The following is a 21,401-nucleotide window of genomic DNA, read 5'->3' as shown; positions in this document are numbered from 1 at the left end:
CTTATGCCTGTCTTCAAGTTTTGCGCCGCGTTGTGCTGTATCCTGGCAGCTTTCACCGTGCACGCACAGCAAAAGCCTCCCAACCTGTTACCCCTGGCAGATTCGGCCCGGAGTATCTCATTTGCAGGTAATCCCGTGATGCGCCGCATCATTATGGACTCCCTGAACCGTTATAAAGGCCGTGTTCCGGACCTGCCGGGCGCTTCCCTGCCCGCCGGTTTTTCCGCTCCGCTCAACGGGCTGAATGAGCCGGTGAAGCAGCAATTCCTTGCTTATATCAACAAAACCTCCGGTCCTGAAAAGGCCAAACAGTTAAAAGAGGGGTTCAACCTGCTGAAAGATACCGCCCGCATGGAAAAGTTCCTGGACGAAAAGCTCCGCGGCTTTTACGCCCTCTTTAAGGACGATCCTGCCTTTTCGAAGCTGGCCCTGCCGGGAAAGATCGAAAACAAATTTTCCGGCGCAAAAGCTGAGATCAGTTTTGGAGACACCACCGGCAACGGTTCCGGCTGGTGGAGCAATATTGATGTACAGGACAGGGTGAGCGCAGGCAGCATACCGGTAAACCTGCAATACGCCAACGTATCCGGCTACAGCCGCATGGATACCAGGCTGGAAGACGACAACCTGCTGAAGTTCAATTTCGACAAAGAAGCATACCTCAAAAAGATCAATTCGCACATCCGGCAGAATTACGACCTCAAAAAATATTTTTTGGATGATATCGACTTCCGCGGCCAGCTGCAATCTTTTGTAGATGCGAAGATGAAAGCTTCCGGGGGAATAGGAAACAGCCTCGCCACGCTCGTAAAGCCGGAACAGGTGATCTACCTGGACAGCACCCAGCTGAGAAATGCTATCAGCGAAAGTGCTTTGAAAGGCCAGGCACACCGCCTGGCGGACAGTTCGCTGGATAAATATATGAACCGCCTCATGGCGCTGAAAAAAGAAATGGGTGGCGGCCTGGAGATCAAAGACATGCTGAACAGCCAGCATACCGTGCGCAACAACCTCGGCAAATGGATGCAGGATCCGGCTTCCACTGTGCGCATGGCGCAGGACCTGGTGCCAATGAGCGGCCTGCAGCGGTTCTTCCTGAAAGTAAAAGACCTGAACCTCGGCAACATCGCCGCCAATGCCAGCAAAGGCACTGTGAACGACCTGTTTATGACCGGTATGGCGGGTTCTCTGCTGAGCAAAAATAATTACCTGATGACGGCGCTCGGCAAAACCCGCGAGATCCGCGCCATGGATGCAGGGCTGGACGCTACCATGACTGCTCCGGCCAAAAGTCTCCAGTTTGTACGCATGGGTAAAGGCGACTTGGGCAACGGGCATTCCCATCTCTCCGTGCTGAACGCCAATTCCCGCAATGAAGCAGGCCGCGCGCCGGACGTGAGGGCGCTGATGCAGAACACCTTCGTGGGCGCGGTTTCCAAACAGCTGGACCTCGGGCAGTATGGCAAAATTGAAGCAGAACTTTCCAAATCCGCCAACCGCACCGGCGGCAACGGTCCTTCCCAGGATCATGCCGCTATGACCAAAGCCGCCGTAGCGAATTTCTTCGACGATTTTTTCGTGACCATTTCCACGGGCCTCAGTTACACCGGCGCCGTACGTGAATGGGGCACCACACATACCGTTTATTTCAATTACTCCGGAATGGGTTACAACAACCCCGGCAATCCATACGCCCGCCGCGGCATGATCCAGTATGGCCTCAACCTGAAGCGCACCTGGCTGAAGAACAGGGCCACCGTACAGTTCCGCTCCGACGTGAAGAACATGGAACGGTCTGCCGTAAGCGGCAGCCAGTGGAAGAACTATAACTTCTCGCTGGACGGGCGTTACCGCCTTAGCCGCAAGCTCACACTGAGCGGCAGGCTGCTCCAGAGCCAGATGAATACCGTGAGCGATAAATACAACGATGCTGTGTTCATGAACCGCAAAGTGTCTTTCTCTTCTTCCTGGAACGGGAAGACCGGCGCATTGCCTTTCTTTAACCAGTCGTCGCTCGGCCTGCAGCAAATGCGCTACATCACTGCAACTGAGCCTGTCAGGAGCCTGTTTATCAACACGCAGGTAAGCCATACCGTTCCCATCAACGGCAAAATGATCGCCGCCAGCATCTTTTACAACCGCGACCTGAAAAACGCAGCCGTGTACAGCAACCTGCTGAACATGGATGCGGGATATCACTATACCGTGCTGAAGGTGCTGCAATGCGGCAGCAGCGTCACTTTCCTGGACAACAAGGATGTAGTGAGGCAGATAGGCATCCGCCAGCAGGCGGCCGCGCAGCTGCTGAAGCGCTGGAACGTGAACATGAGCGTAGATGCGCGCAAAGACCTGGTCACCTCCACGCAGAATTACCTGTACGGCAACTTCCGCACGGAGCTGTCATTACATTACCAGTTGAACTAACCGAATATGAAGAGATATTTTTTCACCCTCGCCGTGCTGCTGCTGCCGTTCTTTTCCATGGCGCAGCTGGCCGTCACCTTTATGCCGGAAACGCAGGGCCGCACGCTGGAAGGGTTGATGATGGCCAGGATCATGAACGGGGAAACGCAACGGCGCTCCGTATTTATGGTGATAAGGGTAACGGAAGCCAACGCCGGGAAGATCGCGGAAACGCATACCGCTGCCTTCGACCTGAACCCGGGTATGAACAGCATCCCGCCATCAGCAGCTTACAATGCGGCCTGGAATTTTGGGCAGCACGCTTCCGCCACGGTAGTGCGCCAGAGCCATTATTTCCCCGAAGGAGAATATGAATACTGCTACGAGCTGTATGAAAATGAAAAGAACAAACCCGGCGTGCTCATCGCTGAACAATGTTTCAATTATTTCCTGGAGCCCTTTAGCCCGCTGATGCTCACAGAGCCCTACGACGGTGACCAGATATGCGAAAAGCGCCCTACATTCTTCTGGCAGCCCATGCTGCCGGCCATCCCGGGTATGATGTACCGCCTGTCGCTCGTGGAAGTGAAACCGGGCCAGGCCAGGGCCGAAGCGCTGCATTACAACATGCCGGTCATCCAGCAGATCAATATTCCCACGCCGATGCTGTTTTACCCGCCGCTGAGCCGCGAGCTGGCGGAAGGGAAACGGTATGCCTGGCAGGTGCTGGCCACGAGGAATGAAATGATCCTGGCCCGTTCGGAGATATGGGATTTTGAGGTGAAATGCCTGGACAGTACTGTTAAAAAGCCCGTGGAGAGCTTCAGGAACATAGAAGACCTGGCGCGGGGGAATTTTTATGTAGCGGAAGGAGGGTTGTATTTCGCCGTGGATAATGCGCATGCCCCCGGGGACCTGGTGTACAGCATTCAAAGCATCAGCAACCCTTCCGAGAAGATCGGGAAGCTCCCCGCCAGGAAGCTGGCGACAGGCCGCAACCAGGTAGAGATATTGCTGGATGAGGTGAAAGGAATAAAAGATGGGAACTATTACCTGCTTACAGTAAAGCTGCCCAACGGGGAAACAAAACATTTGAGGTTTATGTACAAGGATGAACATGAATAAAGTATTATCTACTGCGTGCCTGGCGCTCCTGTTGATGAGCGCGTGCAAGAATGGTGAAAACCGCATGGCTGAGATCAAAGACCTGAGCCACCTGGAAGAAAAAACGGACGGGAACTGGCTGGTGAACCTTGAGTATCTGCCGGCGGCTATGGCAAAAGGCGATACCATGGAATATTGCTTCACCGTGAACATCCGTGCGAAAGACCCCGCCAAACCAATAGAGGCGGACGATCCGAAGTTCAGTTTCGGAACAGACAGCCTCTTCTGCATTATAACGCAAACGGATACACTGTTTCCGGTATTCACCACCCGCGTGGCGAACGGGAAGCTGACAGGACTCCAGTACATGGTGATCTTTGATAAGGCAGCAGTGCCGGAAAACGACAGGCTGGTCTTCCTGTTCAAAGACTGGCTCTTCACCAACAGGAAGCTGGAGTTCATCTTGCCTGTAATGGACATTCATACAATTGATTCTTTAAGCCTGCATATATGACGATCAGAAAACCTGTGATCAGGAAGGCGCTGGCCTGCTTCTTTCTTTGTCTCACCGCTTCGGACATCCTGCTTCCGACGGCGGCGAAAGCATTGACCAGTGGCCCCAAACAGCCGGAAATGACCCAGTTCCAGCCGGCGGGCATGAGTGATATGGTGGATTTGTTCAGCGGCGATTTTAAATACAATATTCCTTTGCTGGATGTGGACGGTTACCCCGTGAACCTCAACTATGCGCAGGGCATAGGCATGGACGATGAAGCCAGCTGGGTAGGCCTCGGCTGGAACCTGAACGTGGGCACGCTGAACCGCCAGCTGCGCGGCGTGCCGGATGATCATAATGGCGATAAGGTGGAAGTGGTGACGCATATGAAACCGAAAGTGACTACGGGGGGCAGTTTTAGGGGCAGGGTGGAAGTAGCGGGAATGAATATGGTGAATGTAGGCGGCTCCCTGAGCCTGGGTGTATTTTATGACAACTATACCGGCTATGGTGCCGAGTTTGGCGTTGGCGCTAATGCAGGCCTTTCACTGACCGGCAAAAGCGCAGGAAGCATGACGATGGGGCTGAGCGCGGATATCAATTCCAATACAACAAGCGGCGTTTCGCCAACGCTGGGAGCGTCCTTGTCATACTACATGAACAATGACAACACGGGCCTTTCTACGGCCAATTCGTTGTCTGTAGGATATAATACAAGAGAAGGCATGAAAGACCTTACGCTGGGTACATCTTATGGTTTAGCGACTAAAGATGAGAAAGGACGGCGTAGCTCATTCAGCCATAATTTCGGCTCGGCTTCTATTAGTCTCAATACGCCCGCGTTCTATCCAGCGGCAGAAATACCTTTCAGGAATACAGCCAAGACGTTTACAATGGATGTGGGAGGTGCGGCATACCTGGTGAGTGTAACTGTCGGCATGACTGGTTACAAGACTGTACGAGAGTTACAAAGTAACAGCCAGGCAAATTATGCTTATGGCAGCATGTATGCCCACAACGGGAAGAACAATCCACAGGCGCTGATGGATTTTACACGGGAAAAAGATAACATCGTTGTCAAGGACATGAACCATATTGGCTTGCCAGTAGCCATGCCTGACCTCTGGAATTACAGCAGCCAGGCGGGCGGTGGCCAGTTCAGGCTATATAACGGCGGTAGCGGCGTATTTTTCAATAACCGGAAGCAGGACGTGTCTGACAATAAAACGCTGGGTACCGATTACAGCTGGGGAGCTTACTTCCACGGCGGTGTTACGCTCTTCAACCAGGCGATATATGACCGCAGCCAGAAATGGGTTGCCGACAACGAATTCAGCAATGTTGGGGATTATCCCGATCCACAGGGCATTGCAGAAGAACATGTTTATTTTAAGCCGGTTGGCGAGCATACAATGGAAGACGCTGCTTTTGCCGGAAGGATAAAGGAGGAGCAGCCCGTAAGTATTCCCTTGGCAGGCAAAAAGGCAGAACCTGCGTTGAGAGTGCCCGGACAGTCATACGCAGCAAGCAGCAATATTAAAAAGGATGGCAGACAATCCCGGAATAACGCCATCAGTTATCTTACTGCGGAAGAGGCTGCATATGCGGGCCTGGACAAAAAGATCATGAGCTACACCCCGAATAAGTCAGGGACGTTCACTCCCCTGTCATGCTTCGGAGCTACAGCTGCAAAGATCGGCAGGGTAGGCGGAGTACGCAAGAGACATCATATATCAGAAGTATCGGTATTAGGCGGCGATGGCAAAAGATTGGTATATGGCATACCCGTGTACAACAATTTCCAGAAAGAAATATCTTTCGCAATACATAATCTGCCGTCAAAGAACAACCAGGTAAAATATGAAAAACTTGGCCAGGCTATCAAACATAAATATCCCGGGACAAATGAGTATTATTTTGAGCAGACGCAACCTTCCTATGCTTCGTCTTACCTGCTCACCGGTATACTTTCCCCCGATTATGTGGATGTGAAAGGAGACGGCATTACGGATGATGATCGCGGTACCGCCGTTAAATTCAATTATTCAAGGACTACCGACAAATACAGATGGCGTACTCCTTTTGGCAAAGATTCCGCAACGTTGAACAAGGGATTGCTGGCTGACCCCGATGATGATAAAGCAAGTATTGTATACGGTGAAAAAGAGCTTTGGTACCTGCATTCTATTGAAACTAAAACCAAGATAGCATATTTTATAACGGAGGAGAGAAAAGACGGGCTGGGTGTGCTGGATATTCACGGCGGTGTGGATACAACGCTGAAGCAGCTCCGTTTGAAGGAGATTCGCCTGTATTCCAAGAGCGATACTTCCGTGCCGATAAAAATTGTAAAACTGGATTATGAATACTGGCTTTGCCAGGGCGTTCCGAATACAACCGGCGCCGGCACAAACAATGGCAAGCTGATGCTCAGGTCGGTAACATTTAACTACGGAAGCTCCACAAGGGGCGATCGTCATCCTTATACGTTCAACTATAAAAACCAGAATGAACCAGCGGCTGGGTTCGTACAACTGGCCTCAGACCGATGGGGAACCTTTAAGAACCCCACTCCCTACAATGGCATGTTGAATGACGTATATCCTTATACCATGAATACAGTGCCTGACAGGTGGCTGTTGAATAAAATAGAGCTTCCCACAGGAGGGGCTATTGAAGTGAATTACGAAGAAGATACTTACAGCTATGTTCAAAACCGTAAAGCGATGAGCATGCAGGCATGGCCTACCATGCTGGCGGAGAATGGAACCATTACCACGAACCTCGCGGAGATGCGCAAGCTTAGACTTGTAAAGCCTTCCAACCTCACCATTAACAACCTTGATGATTTCAGGGAGCATTTCCTGAGTGGCAGCCGATATTTTTACGGTAAAGTATATACGAACCTGACAGATAACCCGACCCTGACCGATGACGCCAATTTCGACTGGGTACCCTGTTATGCAGAAGTAAGTAATATTTCCGTCAATGGCAATAATGTGGATGTTGAATTTGTCGGGAAAACGGTGAGCGGGAAAAACATCAATCCTTTTGCATTGGCTGCCTGGCAGCGTATGCGGTTAGAATACCCGCGTTACGCTTACCCGGGATATAAGAACAAGATACCGGATACGGAAGCGCTGGATGCAGCCTTGCAGGCATTGTCCAGTGCTATCGGCAACTTCAGGGAAATAACGGAAGACTTTAATGAAAGAGCGCTGCGTAAAGGTTTTGCAGCTACCATCAAACCGGAAAAGAGTTTTGTGCGCATCACAAAGATGGATAAGCCCGGAGGCGGCGCGCGGGTGAAGAGCCTCGTATCGCGGGAAATATGGGAAGGCGGGCCGGAAGAGGTCAGCATCCAGCAATATACTTATACGACCAAAACAAACGATGGGCAAGTTGTCAGTTCGGGCGTAGCCAGTTATGAGCCTGCGCTGGGTGGCGACGAAAACCCATGGCGCCAGCCTGATCCTTATACGCAGGTGAACCGTATGGCGCTTAATAATGAATATTACCTGGAAGAGCCGTTCGGCGAAGCATTATTTCCCGGCCCTTCTGTAGGCTATTCGGAAGTAAAGGTGGAAAACCGTTCCGGGCGCGACGTTGCAGGACAGGTCAGCCAAACGGGTTACCTGCAATATGAGTTCTATACTTCAAAGGACTTCCCGGTTGAAATAGAAAGCACACCGCTGGAGAAATATGAACGAAAACCCGCAAAATTATCGATGATGTTTGGCGGCAATTCAGTATATGAAATGGCATTATCGCAGGGGTATGTGATAAGAATCAATGACATGCATGGCAAGTCCAAAGCGGAGCGTGTATTCAACCAACAGGAAAAAGAGATTGCGGCGACGGAATATTATTATAATGCAGAGGAGCGCGGTGGGGCCATGCGCCTGCTGAACAAGGCGGATGTTGTGGACGAGCGCGGTTATATCACCCAAGATCAGGTGTTAGGCCGTGAACTGGAGCTGTTCGTAGACGCGCGTGAAGCGGAAACCAGTAACACGGGAATGTCTGTAAACCTCGGAGTTGACGTAATACCAATACTGGGTTACCCCGTACCGATACCGCACTGGCCGCAAAGTGTAAACAACGATTACAGGCTGTTCCGTTCCGCTTCCGTTACCAAAACTGTACAATATTTCGGCATTCCCAACAAGGTCATAAAAAAAGCCGACGGCTCCTCCATTACCACCTACAACCTGCTGTTCGACAAAAAGACCGGCGCACCGGTGGTAACGGCCACGGAGAACGAATTCAACGATCCCGTTTATTCGCTCAATATCCCCGCCTACTGGATCTATCCGCGTATGGGGCATGCTTACCAAACGGCAAACATGATATTCAAAGACCTGGTGGTAGACCCTTCCGGGGTGGTGGACGCCACGTTCAGGAACTGGATGATAGCCGGGGATGAGCTGGCGGACCTAAACCGGCCTGACAGGCGGCTGTGGGCAGTAAACACGCCTCTAACTCCGGGTGGAACGCCTTCCGTCCGCCTGGTAAACCAGGAAGGAAAACTTGTAAAAGACATCAAAGGGACCTTCAAAGTAATACGCTCCGGCAACCGCAACCTGATGGGCATAATGGCGGGCAGCATTGTGAGCCTGCAAAAGCCTTACAATGCAGCGAAGCTGCTGGTAGACCCGAATATCGACCTGAGCAGCATCGGCACACTGGATGCAAAAGCAACATTGTTTGCGGAAGATTGGGGAGTGCAGGTAGAATGCGCACCCAAGATATGTCCTGAAGGATATGTATTGAGCGCGGATGGTACAAAATGCCTGCTGCCGGCGACTAAAAACCCGAACCAGAGCGGCCTGAGCCTGGTGGACAAAAGTCAGCAGGGATTCGATTATTCAAGGCTGACCCAGTTCTATGATAAGGCGCCCAACGACAATGCAGTAATCGGGGAGCGGAGAACCTATTTCTGGGGTAATGACAATACCAATAACCTCGAGCGGCGGCTGGTATCATGCGGCGTTTGGGTGGGCAATCAGGCAAATAACCAGTGGTTCCGCATTATGAAAGACTTTGCGGTGCCACGGGAAGGCCTTTACTGCATAGGAGGAGGAGGAGACGATATGTTCCGCATTTTTATCAACGGCGAGCTGGTGATGGACAGGTCCACTTACGACGAGAGCAATTATCATGTCTGGCGTGTTAAGCAGATCTATCTGAAAGAAGGATACAACAGGGTGACGCTGGAGTTTGCAAATACCTCCGGGGAAAGGATGGTTGGATGGGAGCTTTACGATAACACCGTACAGGAGCTGATGGACCTGCCCAATGAAGCGGGAGCAAAACCTAATGTGATATTATCCACACAAGGTATACTGTACGACGGCGACTATCAGTCGTTTGGTATAGACGGCTCGGGGAATATCCAGACGTCGTTATACTATTGCCCGGGCTTCCCGCAAACGGATGAACGGATTCCGTACTGCGTTTCCACGCCTGTGGGCGAATGCCCTCCGGGATACGTGAAGACGGCGGATGGATTGAATTGTGTGCTGCCTTCCACGATCAACCCGGAACCAAAGCTGAACCTGATAGGGTTCGCCGGTAGTACTTCCTTGCCGGCTATATTCAGCCTGAAAGGCGCGGAAATGCGGAACTCATCCGGCACCTCGGTTGGCACCAACATTAACAGCTGCTTTTTTGGCTTACCACCAAAAAATCCATCGGGATGCGGGCGCTTAAAGAGTGCAGGTGTGTGGGTAAACGATGATGAGTCCCTTGGTGGCGCAAAGGTGGGTATCAGGGCCTGTTTTACGGTGGAAGAAGCCGGTACCTACTATCTCGGCAGCGGCGCCACCGGCGGGTTGGAAGTGAGGATAGACGGAACGCTGGTCAATACCCTGTCTGCTTCGGGTCTCGCCGATGAAAACAGCATCGACAACCCGATGACCTATTGGCACCTGAAACCCGTTACGCTTACCACAGGAAAACATGAGATCGACATACTCGGCGATGCCACTCCTTATCCACCACCGCAGCAGGGAATGCAGCTGATGATGTCAGTCGGCTCAATACCGTTGATGGGTGTGGATATATACAAGTCCACGCAGCAGGAATTACTGGGCTGGCAGGGATCAACAGGGCCCCAGATGATCTTCTCCACCAGCAACCTGGTAATGCCGGGCGCTGTATATGACACATATATCAAAAATTCCGCCGGCGCGGTAACCTATCGCCGTTATACCTGCAATGGCAGCCCGGCCAACATCTGCGAGCCCTGCGGCATCATCAAAATGGCCCGCGTGATCAACCCTTACATCACCGGCTACCTCGGCAACTGGCGGCCTATGGAAGAAAAGGTTTATCTCACAGACCGGAAAGAGACTCCCCGCGAAACCTATACGCCCATTGTACGGAACAGCGGCGGGTATAAAGATTTTACGCCCTTCTGGCAGCATAACGGCGTGAAATGGCTGCCCTCCGGCAACCCCAGCTGGGTCACCGCCCGCTGGATCACTGCCTACGACAGCTATTCCCAGGAACTGGAAAACAAGAACGCCCTCCAGCAATACACCGGCACCAGGTTCGGCTACAAGGAATCGCTGCCTGTGATACTCGGCAGCAACGCCCGCAGCAGGGAACTGTACTATGACGGATTCGAAGACTACAAATACAACAGCACCTGCACGCCCGTACCCTGCAAGCTCGACTACTTCGACATTCACAGGATTGTGGGAACCAATTATTCTACCTGGCTGGATTCAACGCGATCGCATACCGGTACCTACAGTCTGAAACTCAACACCCCGGTTGTATTGCAAACACAGGCATTCGCAAACGAACATACGCCCGGCATTTACATCGAAACCAACAGCAACGGGGAATACCAGCGCAAGCTGGATCCATGGCTGGGTCTCTTCGGCTTCAACCCGATGCCTGCCAGGAAATACATTGTTTCCATGTGGGTAAATGATGCCGACCCGGCAAAGAAGACCTTCGATGTAAAGCTCAAAATAGACCAGGACTCGATTGCCGGAACCTACAAAGCCACCGTAGAAGGCTGGAAGCTGGTAGAGTTCGAACTGAACATGGCGGGACGGAATACGGACAATATGCGCCAGATACCCATCGAGCTGCGCAGTAACAACAGCACTACCCGCGTGGATGATATCCGTATTTTCCCCTACGACGGCCAGGCAGTTACCTACGCATATGATGAAAAAACGCTCCGCCTGATGGCAGAGCTGGATGCGAATAATTTCGCGACCTTCTACGAGTATGATGATGAAGGCGGCCTCATCAGGGTGAAAAAAGAAACGGAGAAAGGCATTATTACTATCAAAGAAAGCAGGTCCACCTATTACAGGAAAAATCCGTAATGACATGAAACAAGCGAAGAAAAATAAATTGTTGCTGGCGATCATTATCGTGGCTGCCGCGTCCGCCGGGGCGGTAGCCGGACTCCCCACCCTGAAACAGCACCTTGCGCCGGAAGCGCCCGCTGCGCCGCCTGTAGTGAGCGAACCCGTTCCGGATGCGGATTTGAAGATACTGCGCGAACTGGGCGGCTTGTTTCACCGGCTGGACAGTGTAAAGGATTTTGAAGTGCGGGGATCGGTAACCTCCACTGATCCCGGCGACAGTACGGCCGGCGGCACGCTTACCTTCCATTACGCCCGGTTGGATTCGATGGTCTATTACCAGCTGGACCGGGAAGAGATACTTTCCACCAAAAATGTGTTCGTTATGGTAAACCATTCTACCGAACAGATCTTTGTGTCCGCGCCCAAACCCTTTAACCCGGGCGTATTCCCGGCGGGCGAGCAGATGGCGAACTTCCTGACTGGAGAAGGGTATGCCATCAGCCGCAAACAGAAAGATGGTCTTAACCGGATCACGCTGGCGCGTCCCAATCATATCACCTGTAAAGAATACCGGGTAGCTTTTGATGATGACGGTTTTATCCGTGAAACGTACATGCGCCTCACCGACGTTCGTGATCCGCTGAATGCGGACAAAGACCGCACGGTGCAAACGAAGGCTGATGAATGGAAGATCGCGCGCCCGGCGGCGTCCCTGTTCGACGCATCCCGTTTTGTGCAGCAGCGGTCCGGCAAGTACTTTGCGGCCGGATCATTCAAAGCATACCAACTCATCCTGACTCAATAATTACAGCGCCCTATGCCCTGGAATACAAAATTTATAACGAAGCTTTATACCACCTTCATCCTGTTGCTGCTGTGCTGCAATGCGTATGGCGCCATCGAGCCCTACCAGCAGCAGCTGAAAGGCCGCATCAGGAATGGGGATACGCTGGTGCTTCGCGATGAGAAATTCAGGAATGCCGCATACAACTGGAGCCTGATCGTGAACCGGAAAGTGAGCAACCGCATTACCTTCAGCCTGCTGATGGATTCGGTGAACCGCATCCGTAAACCCTTTACGGCAAAGCTGGATATGAAGGTGGAGTACTGGAGCCAGCCCGATCAGGCGGACCCTGTAACAGAAGATCATATTACGCTCAACCTCAAATACGATACGGCATACGGGGCCATCATCACCCCGCAGGATGTGCACCGCTTCCTGAACGGGCACAGGGTGAAGATCACCGTGAACAGTATTACCAGTCCTGAACTGGGTGAAGATATCCCCGGCATATTTGCGCTCACCAACCAGGTGTATATAGACAGGGCTTACCTGCCGGATCCTAACGCACCGGCGGGGCAGATCTTTGTGACCCCAACCGGGCAACAATCCGGCGGCGGCGGCATCCAGCTTCATAAAGTAGTGCTGAACTGGAACGTGATCGGTAACGCGGAAGAATATGACCTGGAATGGACATTCGTTGACGAACATTCGGCCAATGGCACATTGCTGTCGAATTCGGCAAACCATACGCCGGCGAACCTGGCGAAGATATTCCGCAACAACGCCACCAGGGTAACACTTGAACAACATTCCTACACCATCAACCTGGTGCATTATTCCAAATACCTGCTCGTCCGACTGCGCGGCGTAACCACCAATACAGAGGGTATCAGGATCGAAGAACCGTGGTTGTACCAGCTTACCTATAACGACCCGGGGCAAAGCCCGGTAACATTGACCGGTGTGGTGACCCTATCCAACACCTGGCACCATCCCGATATGAACTGGCAGTATAATGCCACTTATGCAGAAGATGGGAAACGCAAGGAAGTGGTCACCTACTTCGACAAATCGCTGAAGAGCCGGCAAGCCGTTACGCTGACCAATAACTCCGACAACCTCACCAGCGAAGACAAAGTGAACGTGGTAGCACAAAGCATCATCTATGACCAGTACGGCAGGCCGGCGGTGAATGTATTGCCTGCACCGCTGGACGCGAAGGTCCTGAACTATTATCCCGGCCTGAACAAAAAAACGGATGGTACTGCCTATACTTTCATGGATGTGAACCCAGGCGGTAAACTGTGCAATTTCACATTCCCGCAAATGGGCGATACCAGCGGTGCTTCAAAATATTATTCGCCCGGCAATCCTTTCCTGGCGGAAACGCAACACCGCTTCGTTCCTGATGCGGAAGGTTATCCTTTCTCAGGCCAGTTCTATACCAACGATAACACCGGCCGCATCAGCGTGCAGGGCGGTGTTGGCAAGGTATTCCAGCCGAATGCCGATCCTTCGTTCGTTACCACGCATGCCACGCGGTACTACTACAGCAAGCCCACGCAGCGGGAGCTGTATAAAATGTTCGGGAACGACGTAGGGGATGCAAGCCATTATTCCAAGACCACGACCATCGACCCCAACGGGCAGATCGCTATTTCATACCAGAACCTGTCCGGCAAAACCATTGCCACAGCGCTGAGCGGCGCCGCCCCGGATAAAGTGGATGTGCTGCCGGGCGTTTCGCAAAGAACGGACAAGACCTTTACGCTGTTCAATTCCACCGCTTTTACGTTCGATCCCGCAAAGCTGACGCTGAGCGCCAACCAGGTGTACATTGTCCAGGAAGCGGGAGAAGTTAAGTTTGATATCGACATACCGAGGATACTCGCGCGTTATGCGGAAAGCGGTCTGAACATCTGCACGGAATGTGCTTATGAAGGCGTGCTCACCATTTCCAGCGACTGCATGGCAGCGGATCTACCCAAGCCCATCGCCATAAACGGCGCGGCGCCTTCCACTACCTGCGTGACCCTTAATCCTGCCGTTGCGCATGATGAACTGACCACAATGTTCGACCGCACAGGTGCATACTACATCAGCCTTGAGCTGCGCCTGAAGGAAAAAGTGATCACCCAGGCGGCGGAACAGTTCATCGCGCTCAATACCAACCTGAAGAAACAATTCGATTTTGTGATCGCGCAATTGAAGGCCACCGATTTCGGCGGCTGCTTTGATGATTGCAAGACCTGTTATACTGCTTTGGGCGTTAAAGCCAACTTCATCCAGCGTATTAAAGAAAGGCTCACTTCGCTCGGCGTGAACGTAACGGCTGATACCGCGGCGATAGACGCATGGGCCGGTCCGTTGTATGACCAGCTTAACACGGCATGCGCCGCATCCAGGGCCAATTGCTCGGATGACCCCTGCAAAATGCTGAAAGACCAGCTGCTGGCGGATGTAAGTCCCTACGGCCAATATGCGCTGTTCGACCAGAATGGGTTGCCGCTGGAGCGTGATATCAATATTATTTTCCAGAAATGGCGCACTGTATTCCCCATAATAGCCCGCGGAGAAACGGGATATGACGCAAATTTCGTGCAGCTGGGAGAGGGCAGGGAGCTGTCTGTGCACGACGCCAGCTTTACCCTGCAAAACCTGGTGGCCAGCTGGAAGCCGGAGTGGGCGGATAAATTCATTCAATACCATCCTGAATATTGCGGCTTACAAATATGTGAGCGCAACAGCGCCTACCTGAAATGGGATGAGCGCCTGAAATCACTGGCAGTAAAAGCGGCAGATATACCTGTGGTCCTTCCGAACAAACAATACGACCCGAACGCGCCAGCCTGGCTGGCTTCCGCCGATCCGTATTTTCAAGCGGGCGGCCAGGGTAATGCCTATGCAACCGCTTTTACCGCGGACCTGCAGAATTATTCCGTGAACGTGAAGAAGGTCTCAGGCAAAAGCAACAAATCCATCACCCAGTTCGTGGACTTCATGCTGTATTGCAGTGTAGCAGGCGACAGCACCAATGCCAGCACGTCGGATGAAACATGGACGGACTGCACTCCCAAAGCGGGCTGCAGGGTGATAGACCGGGAATGGCAGCTCTACCTGCAGTACTACATGGAACTGAAACAGTTCTACTACCAGAAAGACCGCAACGAGAACGAATGCGTCAATAAATGCAAGGTAGGCCCGCCTGCCAGTCTTTCCGGCTGCCCGGCAACCAATGCATTCAGCCTGAGGAGCGGTACGGTAACCGGTACTTCCCAGCAGCTGATCATCCGCCATGAAGGCGGCAAGCTGCCGAAGGCCACCACCGTGGAGTTGTTCTATCCTGCCGAATATAACGGGCTTACGCAGGTGGCAAGCGTTTCATTTGCAGCTGGTGAATCGGAAAAGACAGTTACTATTCACTCCGGCATACCGGTGAGTAGCGTGGGAGTGAAAAATGTAACCTGTGTACCTGGCACGGTCACGTATGTATGCAATGGCAGCTCTCATGTGCTGGAGTTGGGGAACAGCGTCCGCAAGGCCGGGCCTTATACCTGGGAAATGGTCACCACTTCAGGGCAGCTGCAGACCTATTATGTGAAAGAAGGGTATGCGGATGAGTTGCCGGCTACACCGGCAGGTTGCGCAGGTGCTGTAAAAACTTTTTACAATTGCCTGCGGGTTAAATATAATAATAACGGGGATGGGGAGTATTTCCAGAACGTTTGGCTGATCACCTGCGGGCCTGCGGCTTGTACCAGCTCGCAGAGCTATACGGCCACGGCGATGTACACTAGCAACAGGTTCGGCATTACCGGTGCTGAGATCGAGATTATTCCATTTACAGTGCAGAATAACAGCCTCACATCTACCAGGTGCGTTAATGCAATAAAATCCTGGTATAGCTGTTTGACCGTTAACTACAACGGTACTGTATATACATATAGGAACGCGACTGTCTTCGAATGTCCGGAGGGTAGTAGCGGTTGTAATTATATCCCGGTTAACTATTCGGAAAAGCTGGCTGAGAATGTTTATTACGATGGAACAAATCGCTACGTGATTAATGGCACATCGGATGAAACGGAATGTCACACACAGCAGTTTCCCACACCCGCCTGCGTTAAGTTTATTAGTAGCGTTACAGGAGAAATTACCTATTATGAGAATGTAGATGTGATGACATGCTCTGGAAGAGGGAATTATAACTATATGATGTCTCCCCAGGATTTCGGCGTTATGTCCGTTCCCGACCCCGGTTTCAACCAATCCATCAACTTCAGCTGCGCCGGGATGGGCCGCATCGCTTACCAGCAATACAATACCACCGGCAGGGTATACTGGAAAGCAGGTTACACCGGGGCGGATATTATCCCCGGCGGATACGTATCTGCGGTCTTTATGGTTTCCTACGTGAAAAACGGCATTCAGGAGGTTGAATACTTCCCGGTGACGTTCAATAGCAGCAACATGACGCAGATCCAGGAGTTTGGCGTATTTGTGGCTGCAAGCGATGTAGCCGGCCTGACCGTAACGATAAAAAACCAGGATTGTTATGCAGGTAACACCGCCACCGGCTGCCCGGAAGGATATAAAACCAAGCAGCCGCGGCTGGTGCATATCGATTACAGCAATGTAGGCGTTGCCGATCTACAGGCGATAGCCCAGGGCCAGATCCAGGCTGCAACACAATCCGCCTGCATCAACCAGGCAGACAGCTGGATGAGGCAAATGGAAGAAGGCCTGGCTGCATACACGCAAGGCCAAAGAGATACTCTGAAGAACAGGCTGATAGAGCTGTGCAGCAAAGGCATCGATATCAAACACCCGAATGGCGCCAGTACGCTGCCCCCGGGCATCAATCTTCCGGGTGGGGCGAGAAGCTTCAAGGATGTAATGAAGCAGGTACTCGGAACGAGCAGCCTCAACATGAATTGCAATCCCTGGCTGATCGATGCGCCGTATCCTTATAAAGCGCCTATACAAACCAATTCGCCGGTGATCTCCAACTCGGACCCCGGCATCTGCGCCGAGCTGGATACCCTGCGGCAGGAATATGCGGCAAATGGTTCCGGGACCTTTCCCCAATACCTGAGAACCCGCTTTGGCGGCGCCATGAACCTGACGGACGCGGAAGTAAATGATCTCATTCGCAGCTGCGGCGCCTGCAAATCCTTGCTGAGCGCGAATATCGAGCTGCCCGTATTTCTCAATGCCAACAGCAAGGGCTGCATAACCGCCGCCGAGCTGAATGCTGCCCTCACTGCGCTAAAAGGCGAAGGCATAACCAACTTCGATAGTACGCACCGCAACTACGAACGCATTGTATCCAATTATTTCAACCACCGCTGGGGCTTTACATTAGGTTACCCCGCTTATAAAAAGCTGCTGGACGCATTTGCCACCAATCCCAGCCAGCTGCTCTGCAACGAACCGCTGTTTGCAGGCAAACCAGAAGACCCGTACGATTGTTTGCTGGCGCAGGTAAACCATGCTGCCCGCAACGGGATGATGGAATACGACAAATACATCGCCGAAGCCAAACGCAAGTTCAGGCAGGATTATATTGCAGCTTGCAGTCAAACCAAGCCTTCGCTGAAACTGACGGCGAAAGAAGGCGATTATCATTATACCCTGTATTATTACGACCAGGCCGGTCAATTGGTAAAAACTGTGCCCCCGGCCGGCGTGCAATTGCTGACCGATGCGCAGATTGCCGCAGTGGAAACCGCAGGAACGCTGGCAGCCTGTAACTATACAGGTCCCACCACCGAAACGCCCATCAGTACGACCAATTCATATGTGAACACTGCGCTGACATCCGGCTCGCGCTCGATGGAAATGTGGCTGTACCAGCCCAGCTTGCCGCAAGGGCAGCTGCTGTTCACCACCGGCACAGGCGGCTATCTTCTTAGCGCCTGCATGGGCGGGGAATACATGGAACTGGATATTTACAAACTGGCGCCTGAAACAGGCAACGGGGTAGGTTTCATCAGTTCCAGGCACTTCAGGGTGAAATACGTAAGCCCCGCCGAGCTGAACTGGCTGCACCTGGTGATACAGGGAGCAGATCTCGGCACCGGCACCGGCAACCTGGATATTTATGTGAACGGCTCGAAAGCCACGGCCAACACGGGCGGCGCGGTCCCGAACACCTGTGGCTGGGAGGTTGGTTTTGTGAACGGCACGCTCGTGCTGCCCTCCAATACGGCCACCCTGAAACATATCCGCGGGTATAGCCGTTTGCTGACACAGGCTGAGATCACGGCGCAGTACGGCGAAGCCTGCCTGGGCGTCAGCGCGCTGCTGGCTTCTACGCCCCGCGACCATTGGGGCAGGCACAATATTCCCGCGCCGGGCGGGCCTACTACGGTGGGCGGCGGTACGAATGAAACGAAACAATCGCCAATCTATCCCGCGCACTTCCTTTCAAGCACCTACTCATTCACTTCACTGGGCGGCGTCAGCCGGCAGCATACCCCGGATGCAAAAGAATCGAGGTTCTGGTACGACCGCCTGGGCCGGCTGGTAGCGTCCCGGAATGCAAACCAGATTGACCGGACGAGCTATACGGTCTACGATGACCAAGGCCGCATTACCGAAGTAGGGGAGCGCACCGCCGGCGGCTGGACCAATACTTTCCTGGACCAGGGACAGGTGAACGCCTACCTTGCCACAGCTTCGGGAACAAGGAAGCACATCACCACCACGCTGTACGACCAGGCCTACAACCTGGCTTATCCGCAGGAAACGGTGCAGCTGCCGCAAGCCCATCTTCGCAAGCGGGTATCGGCGAGCTTCACGCAGGAAACGCCGCAGAGCGGCCGCATCCTGACAGCTTACAGTTATGATATGCTGGGGAATGCCGCTACAGTGTACCAGTTCATCGACGGGGCGCTGGGCCTTAAACAGCTGGATTACAAATATGACCTGGCGAGCGGGAAAGTGAATGCGGTGCGTTATAAGACAGGTGACGGCAACAATGAATTTTTCTACAACTACCAATACGATGCGGAGAACCGGCTGGTGAAAGCGCTGAGCGGTATAGAGGCCATCGGGAAAGACTGGGAGATCCAGGGCCCGGTGACCACGGATGCGCAGTATTATTACTACCGCCACGGCCCGCTGGCGCGCATGGAACTGGGCAAGAACAAAGTGCAGGGCATAGACTACGCCTATACGCTGCAGGGCTGGCTGAAAATGCTCAACGGCCAGCGGCTGGACGAAACGGGCGCCAATCCCTCGCGGGACATGGGCAGCGACGGCCACAGCGGGGTGAACGCGGTTGTGGGCAAAGACGTATACGCCTATACGCTGGATTATCATTCCGATGATTACAAGGCGGCCGCCAGTGGCTTCCCCTTACTCACCTGGAACTATGGCGCCGGCAGCGTAGCCTCCCGTGAGCTGTACAATGGCAATATTGCCCGCAGCACGGTATCGCTGGCCTTCAATCAGAACGGTACGGCCAACCCGATGGTGGGCTACACCTACCGCTACGACCAGCTGAACCGGTTAAAGAACCTCACTCATTTTGCGAACCTGGTAACCAGCCCATCGACGGAATCTCCGCTGTATGCCGAGGCGATCACCTACGACCCGAACGGCAATATTAAAACGTACAAACGGCGGGGCAACCAGGCCGGCGGCAAAGAGCAGATGGACGACCTGAGCTACCAGTACAAGCTCAACCCGCAGGGCTTCCTGGTCAACAACCAGCTGACGCAGGTGACGGACGCAGTGGAAGCGGGCCGTTACACGATGGACGTCGATCACCAGCTTCTCAATAACTACGGCTACGACTCGATCGGTAACCTGGTACGGGACAATGCGGAAAAGATCGGCAACATCAGCTGGACGGTCTATGGCAAGATCGCCTCGATCCAGAAGGACAATGGCCAGATCAGCTACCGTTACGATGCGGCTGGCAACCGCGTCTACAAGGAATCGACGATTGGCGGCGGCCTTCAAAAGACCTGGTATGTGCGGGACGCCCAGGGCAATACGCTGGCAGTGTACAACGAAAGCGGCAGCAATGGCATCACCTGGGAGGAGCAGCACCTGTATGGCAGCAGCCGTTTGGGTTACTGGCAGATCGGTCTACCGAAGGCCAACAGCATCGTAAGCGCCTGGAACACAGAAGGTGGTCGGCTGTATGAGCTGAGCAATCATCTGGGGAACGTCATGGCAGTGGTCTCCGACAAGGCGCCGGACTCAGCGAAGAATGCGGAGATCAGGCGATTGCAGGATTATTATGCATTTGGGATGGGAATGCCGGGAAGGAGTGTTATATTTGGGGGAAGTTCTTATAGGTATGGGTTTAATGGCAAGGAGAACGACAACGAAGTTAAGGGAGAGGGGAACCAGCAGGATTATGGGATGCGGATTTATGATCCGAGGATTGGGAAGTTCTTAAGTGTTGACCCGATCACTGCACAATATCCTATGTTGACGCCTTATCAGTTTGCGAGTAATACACCGTTACAAGCAATAGATCTGGATGGGCTGGAGGCGCATTACATCAACCCTGATGGAACGGAATCATTGCCTTCTGATGCATTGCGGCACAGAATACCGAACGGCGCCATTGTGCCAGGTTCACGTGTAGGACCCAACGGTGGTCGGGGGCTTAATGAAATGACTGCTGGCATTGTTGTGATTACCGCCGATATAGTACTTTTTAAAGGAGCGTTATCAAAACTATTTTTCTTTTCTCAAGCAGCAGGTATAGTCGAGCATAATCCTGCTAAGTCTCCGGAGGGTAAAGTTTTACAAGAGGAAAGGTTCAAAAATGGTATTACTGATTTGGCAATTGGGTATGGAGCTGGAAAAGTAATCGGAGGAGCAGTTAAGGCAGGTGGTTATGCACTAAATCGATTAGCTAGAGCCAGATTGAATTTTGCTAATAATTTTTATCGGAAAGCTGGATTTGCAGAAGAGAAAATAGGTTCTCATGTGGCAGGTATTGATTTAGGAAAAGGAGTGTCGGAAGTTACGTATGCAAAGGGCACGAAACTGGAGCAATGGACATATCTTGATGAAACCGGTGCCCCCAAGTTAGGGAATTATTATACGTTACCGGGAGCTGATCCAACAAAGTTGGGAATTCCTTTGGAGGGTAGGGTTAAAACAGTTGTAACTCTTACTGAAGATACAAGGTTCCTTAAATCAACAACGGCAGATATTGAGAATTGGACTAAGCCTGGGGAGATTCTAAAGGGAGGCGAAACGCAGCTCTTTCAAACTAATGTTAAAGTTGAGATTCAGAAATAATATAGAT

6 protein-coding genes are annotated in these 21,401 nt (G+C 52.5%); all 6 read left to right on the top strand.

Annotation, left to right across the window (positions count from 1 at the left end; genetic code table 11):
* Positions 1-3: 3 nt before the first annotated feature.
* From R3I13_RS26330 to R3I13_RS26305, 6 genes are read left to right on the top strand one after another with little or no spacing between them, the layout of a single operon-like run.
* Positions 4-2,424, top strand: a complete 2,421-nt coding sequence (locus R3I13_RS26330) for a hypothetical protein (RefSeq protein WP_346320988.1) — start codon at positions 4-6, stop codon at positions 2,422-2,424.
* Positions 2,425-2,430: 6 nt separating this feature from the next.
* Positions 2,431-3,528 carry a hypothetical protein gene (locus tag R3I13_RS26325; RefSeq protein WP_346320987.1) on the top strand — a complete coding sequence of 366 codons (1,098 nt, stop codon included), beginning with the start codon at positions 2,431-2,433 and terminating at the stop codon, positions 3,526-3,528.
* Complete coding sequence (locus tag R3I13_RS26320) at positions 3,521-4,021, top strand: hypothetical protein (protein WP_346320986.1); 501 nt, start codon at positions 3,521-3,523, stop codon at positions 4,019-4,021. The genes R3I13_RS26325 and R3I13_RS26320 overlap by 8 nt, the downstream gene beginning before the upstream one ends.
* Entirely contained in the window at positions 4,018-11,352 is a 7,335-nt protein-coding gene (locus R3I13_RS26315) for a hypothetical protein (RefSeq protein WP_346320985.1), read from the top strand. Before R3I13_RS26320 ends, R3I13_RS26315 begins: the two co-directional genes overlap by 4 nt.
* Positions 11,353-11,356: 4 nt before the next feature.
* Positions 11,357-12,142: a hypothetical protein gene (locus R3I13_RS26310; protein WP_346320984.1), complete on the top strand. Its 786-nt coding sequence runs from the start codon at positions 11,357-11,359 to the stop codon at positions 12,140-12,142.
* Positions 12,143-12,154: 12 nt separating this feature from the next.
* The gene (locus R3I13_RS26305) at positions 12,155-21,394 is read left to right on the top strand and encodes an RHS repeat-associated core domain-containing protein (protein ID WP_346320983.1); all 9,240 of its coding nucleotides are present in this window, start codon (positions 12,155-12,157) and stop codon (positions 21,392-21,394) included.
* Positions 21,395-21,401: the final 7 nt, after the last annotated feature.

It is taken from the genome of Chitinophaga sp. YIM B06452 (assembly GCF_039655965.1).
Lineage (GTDB): Bacteria > Bacteroidota > Bacteroidia > Chitinophagales > Chitinophagaceae > Chitinophaga.
The sequence above is the reverse complement of the archived record's forward strand: the minus strand, read 5'-3'. Positions and strand labels throughout refer to the sequence as shown.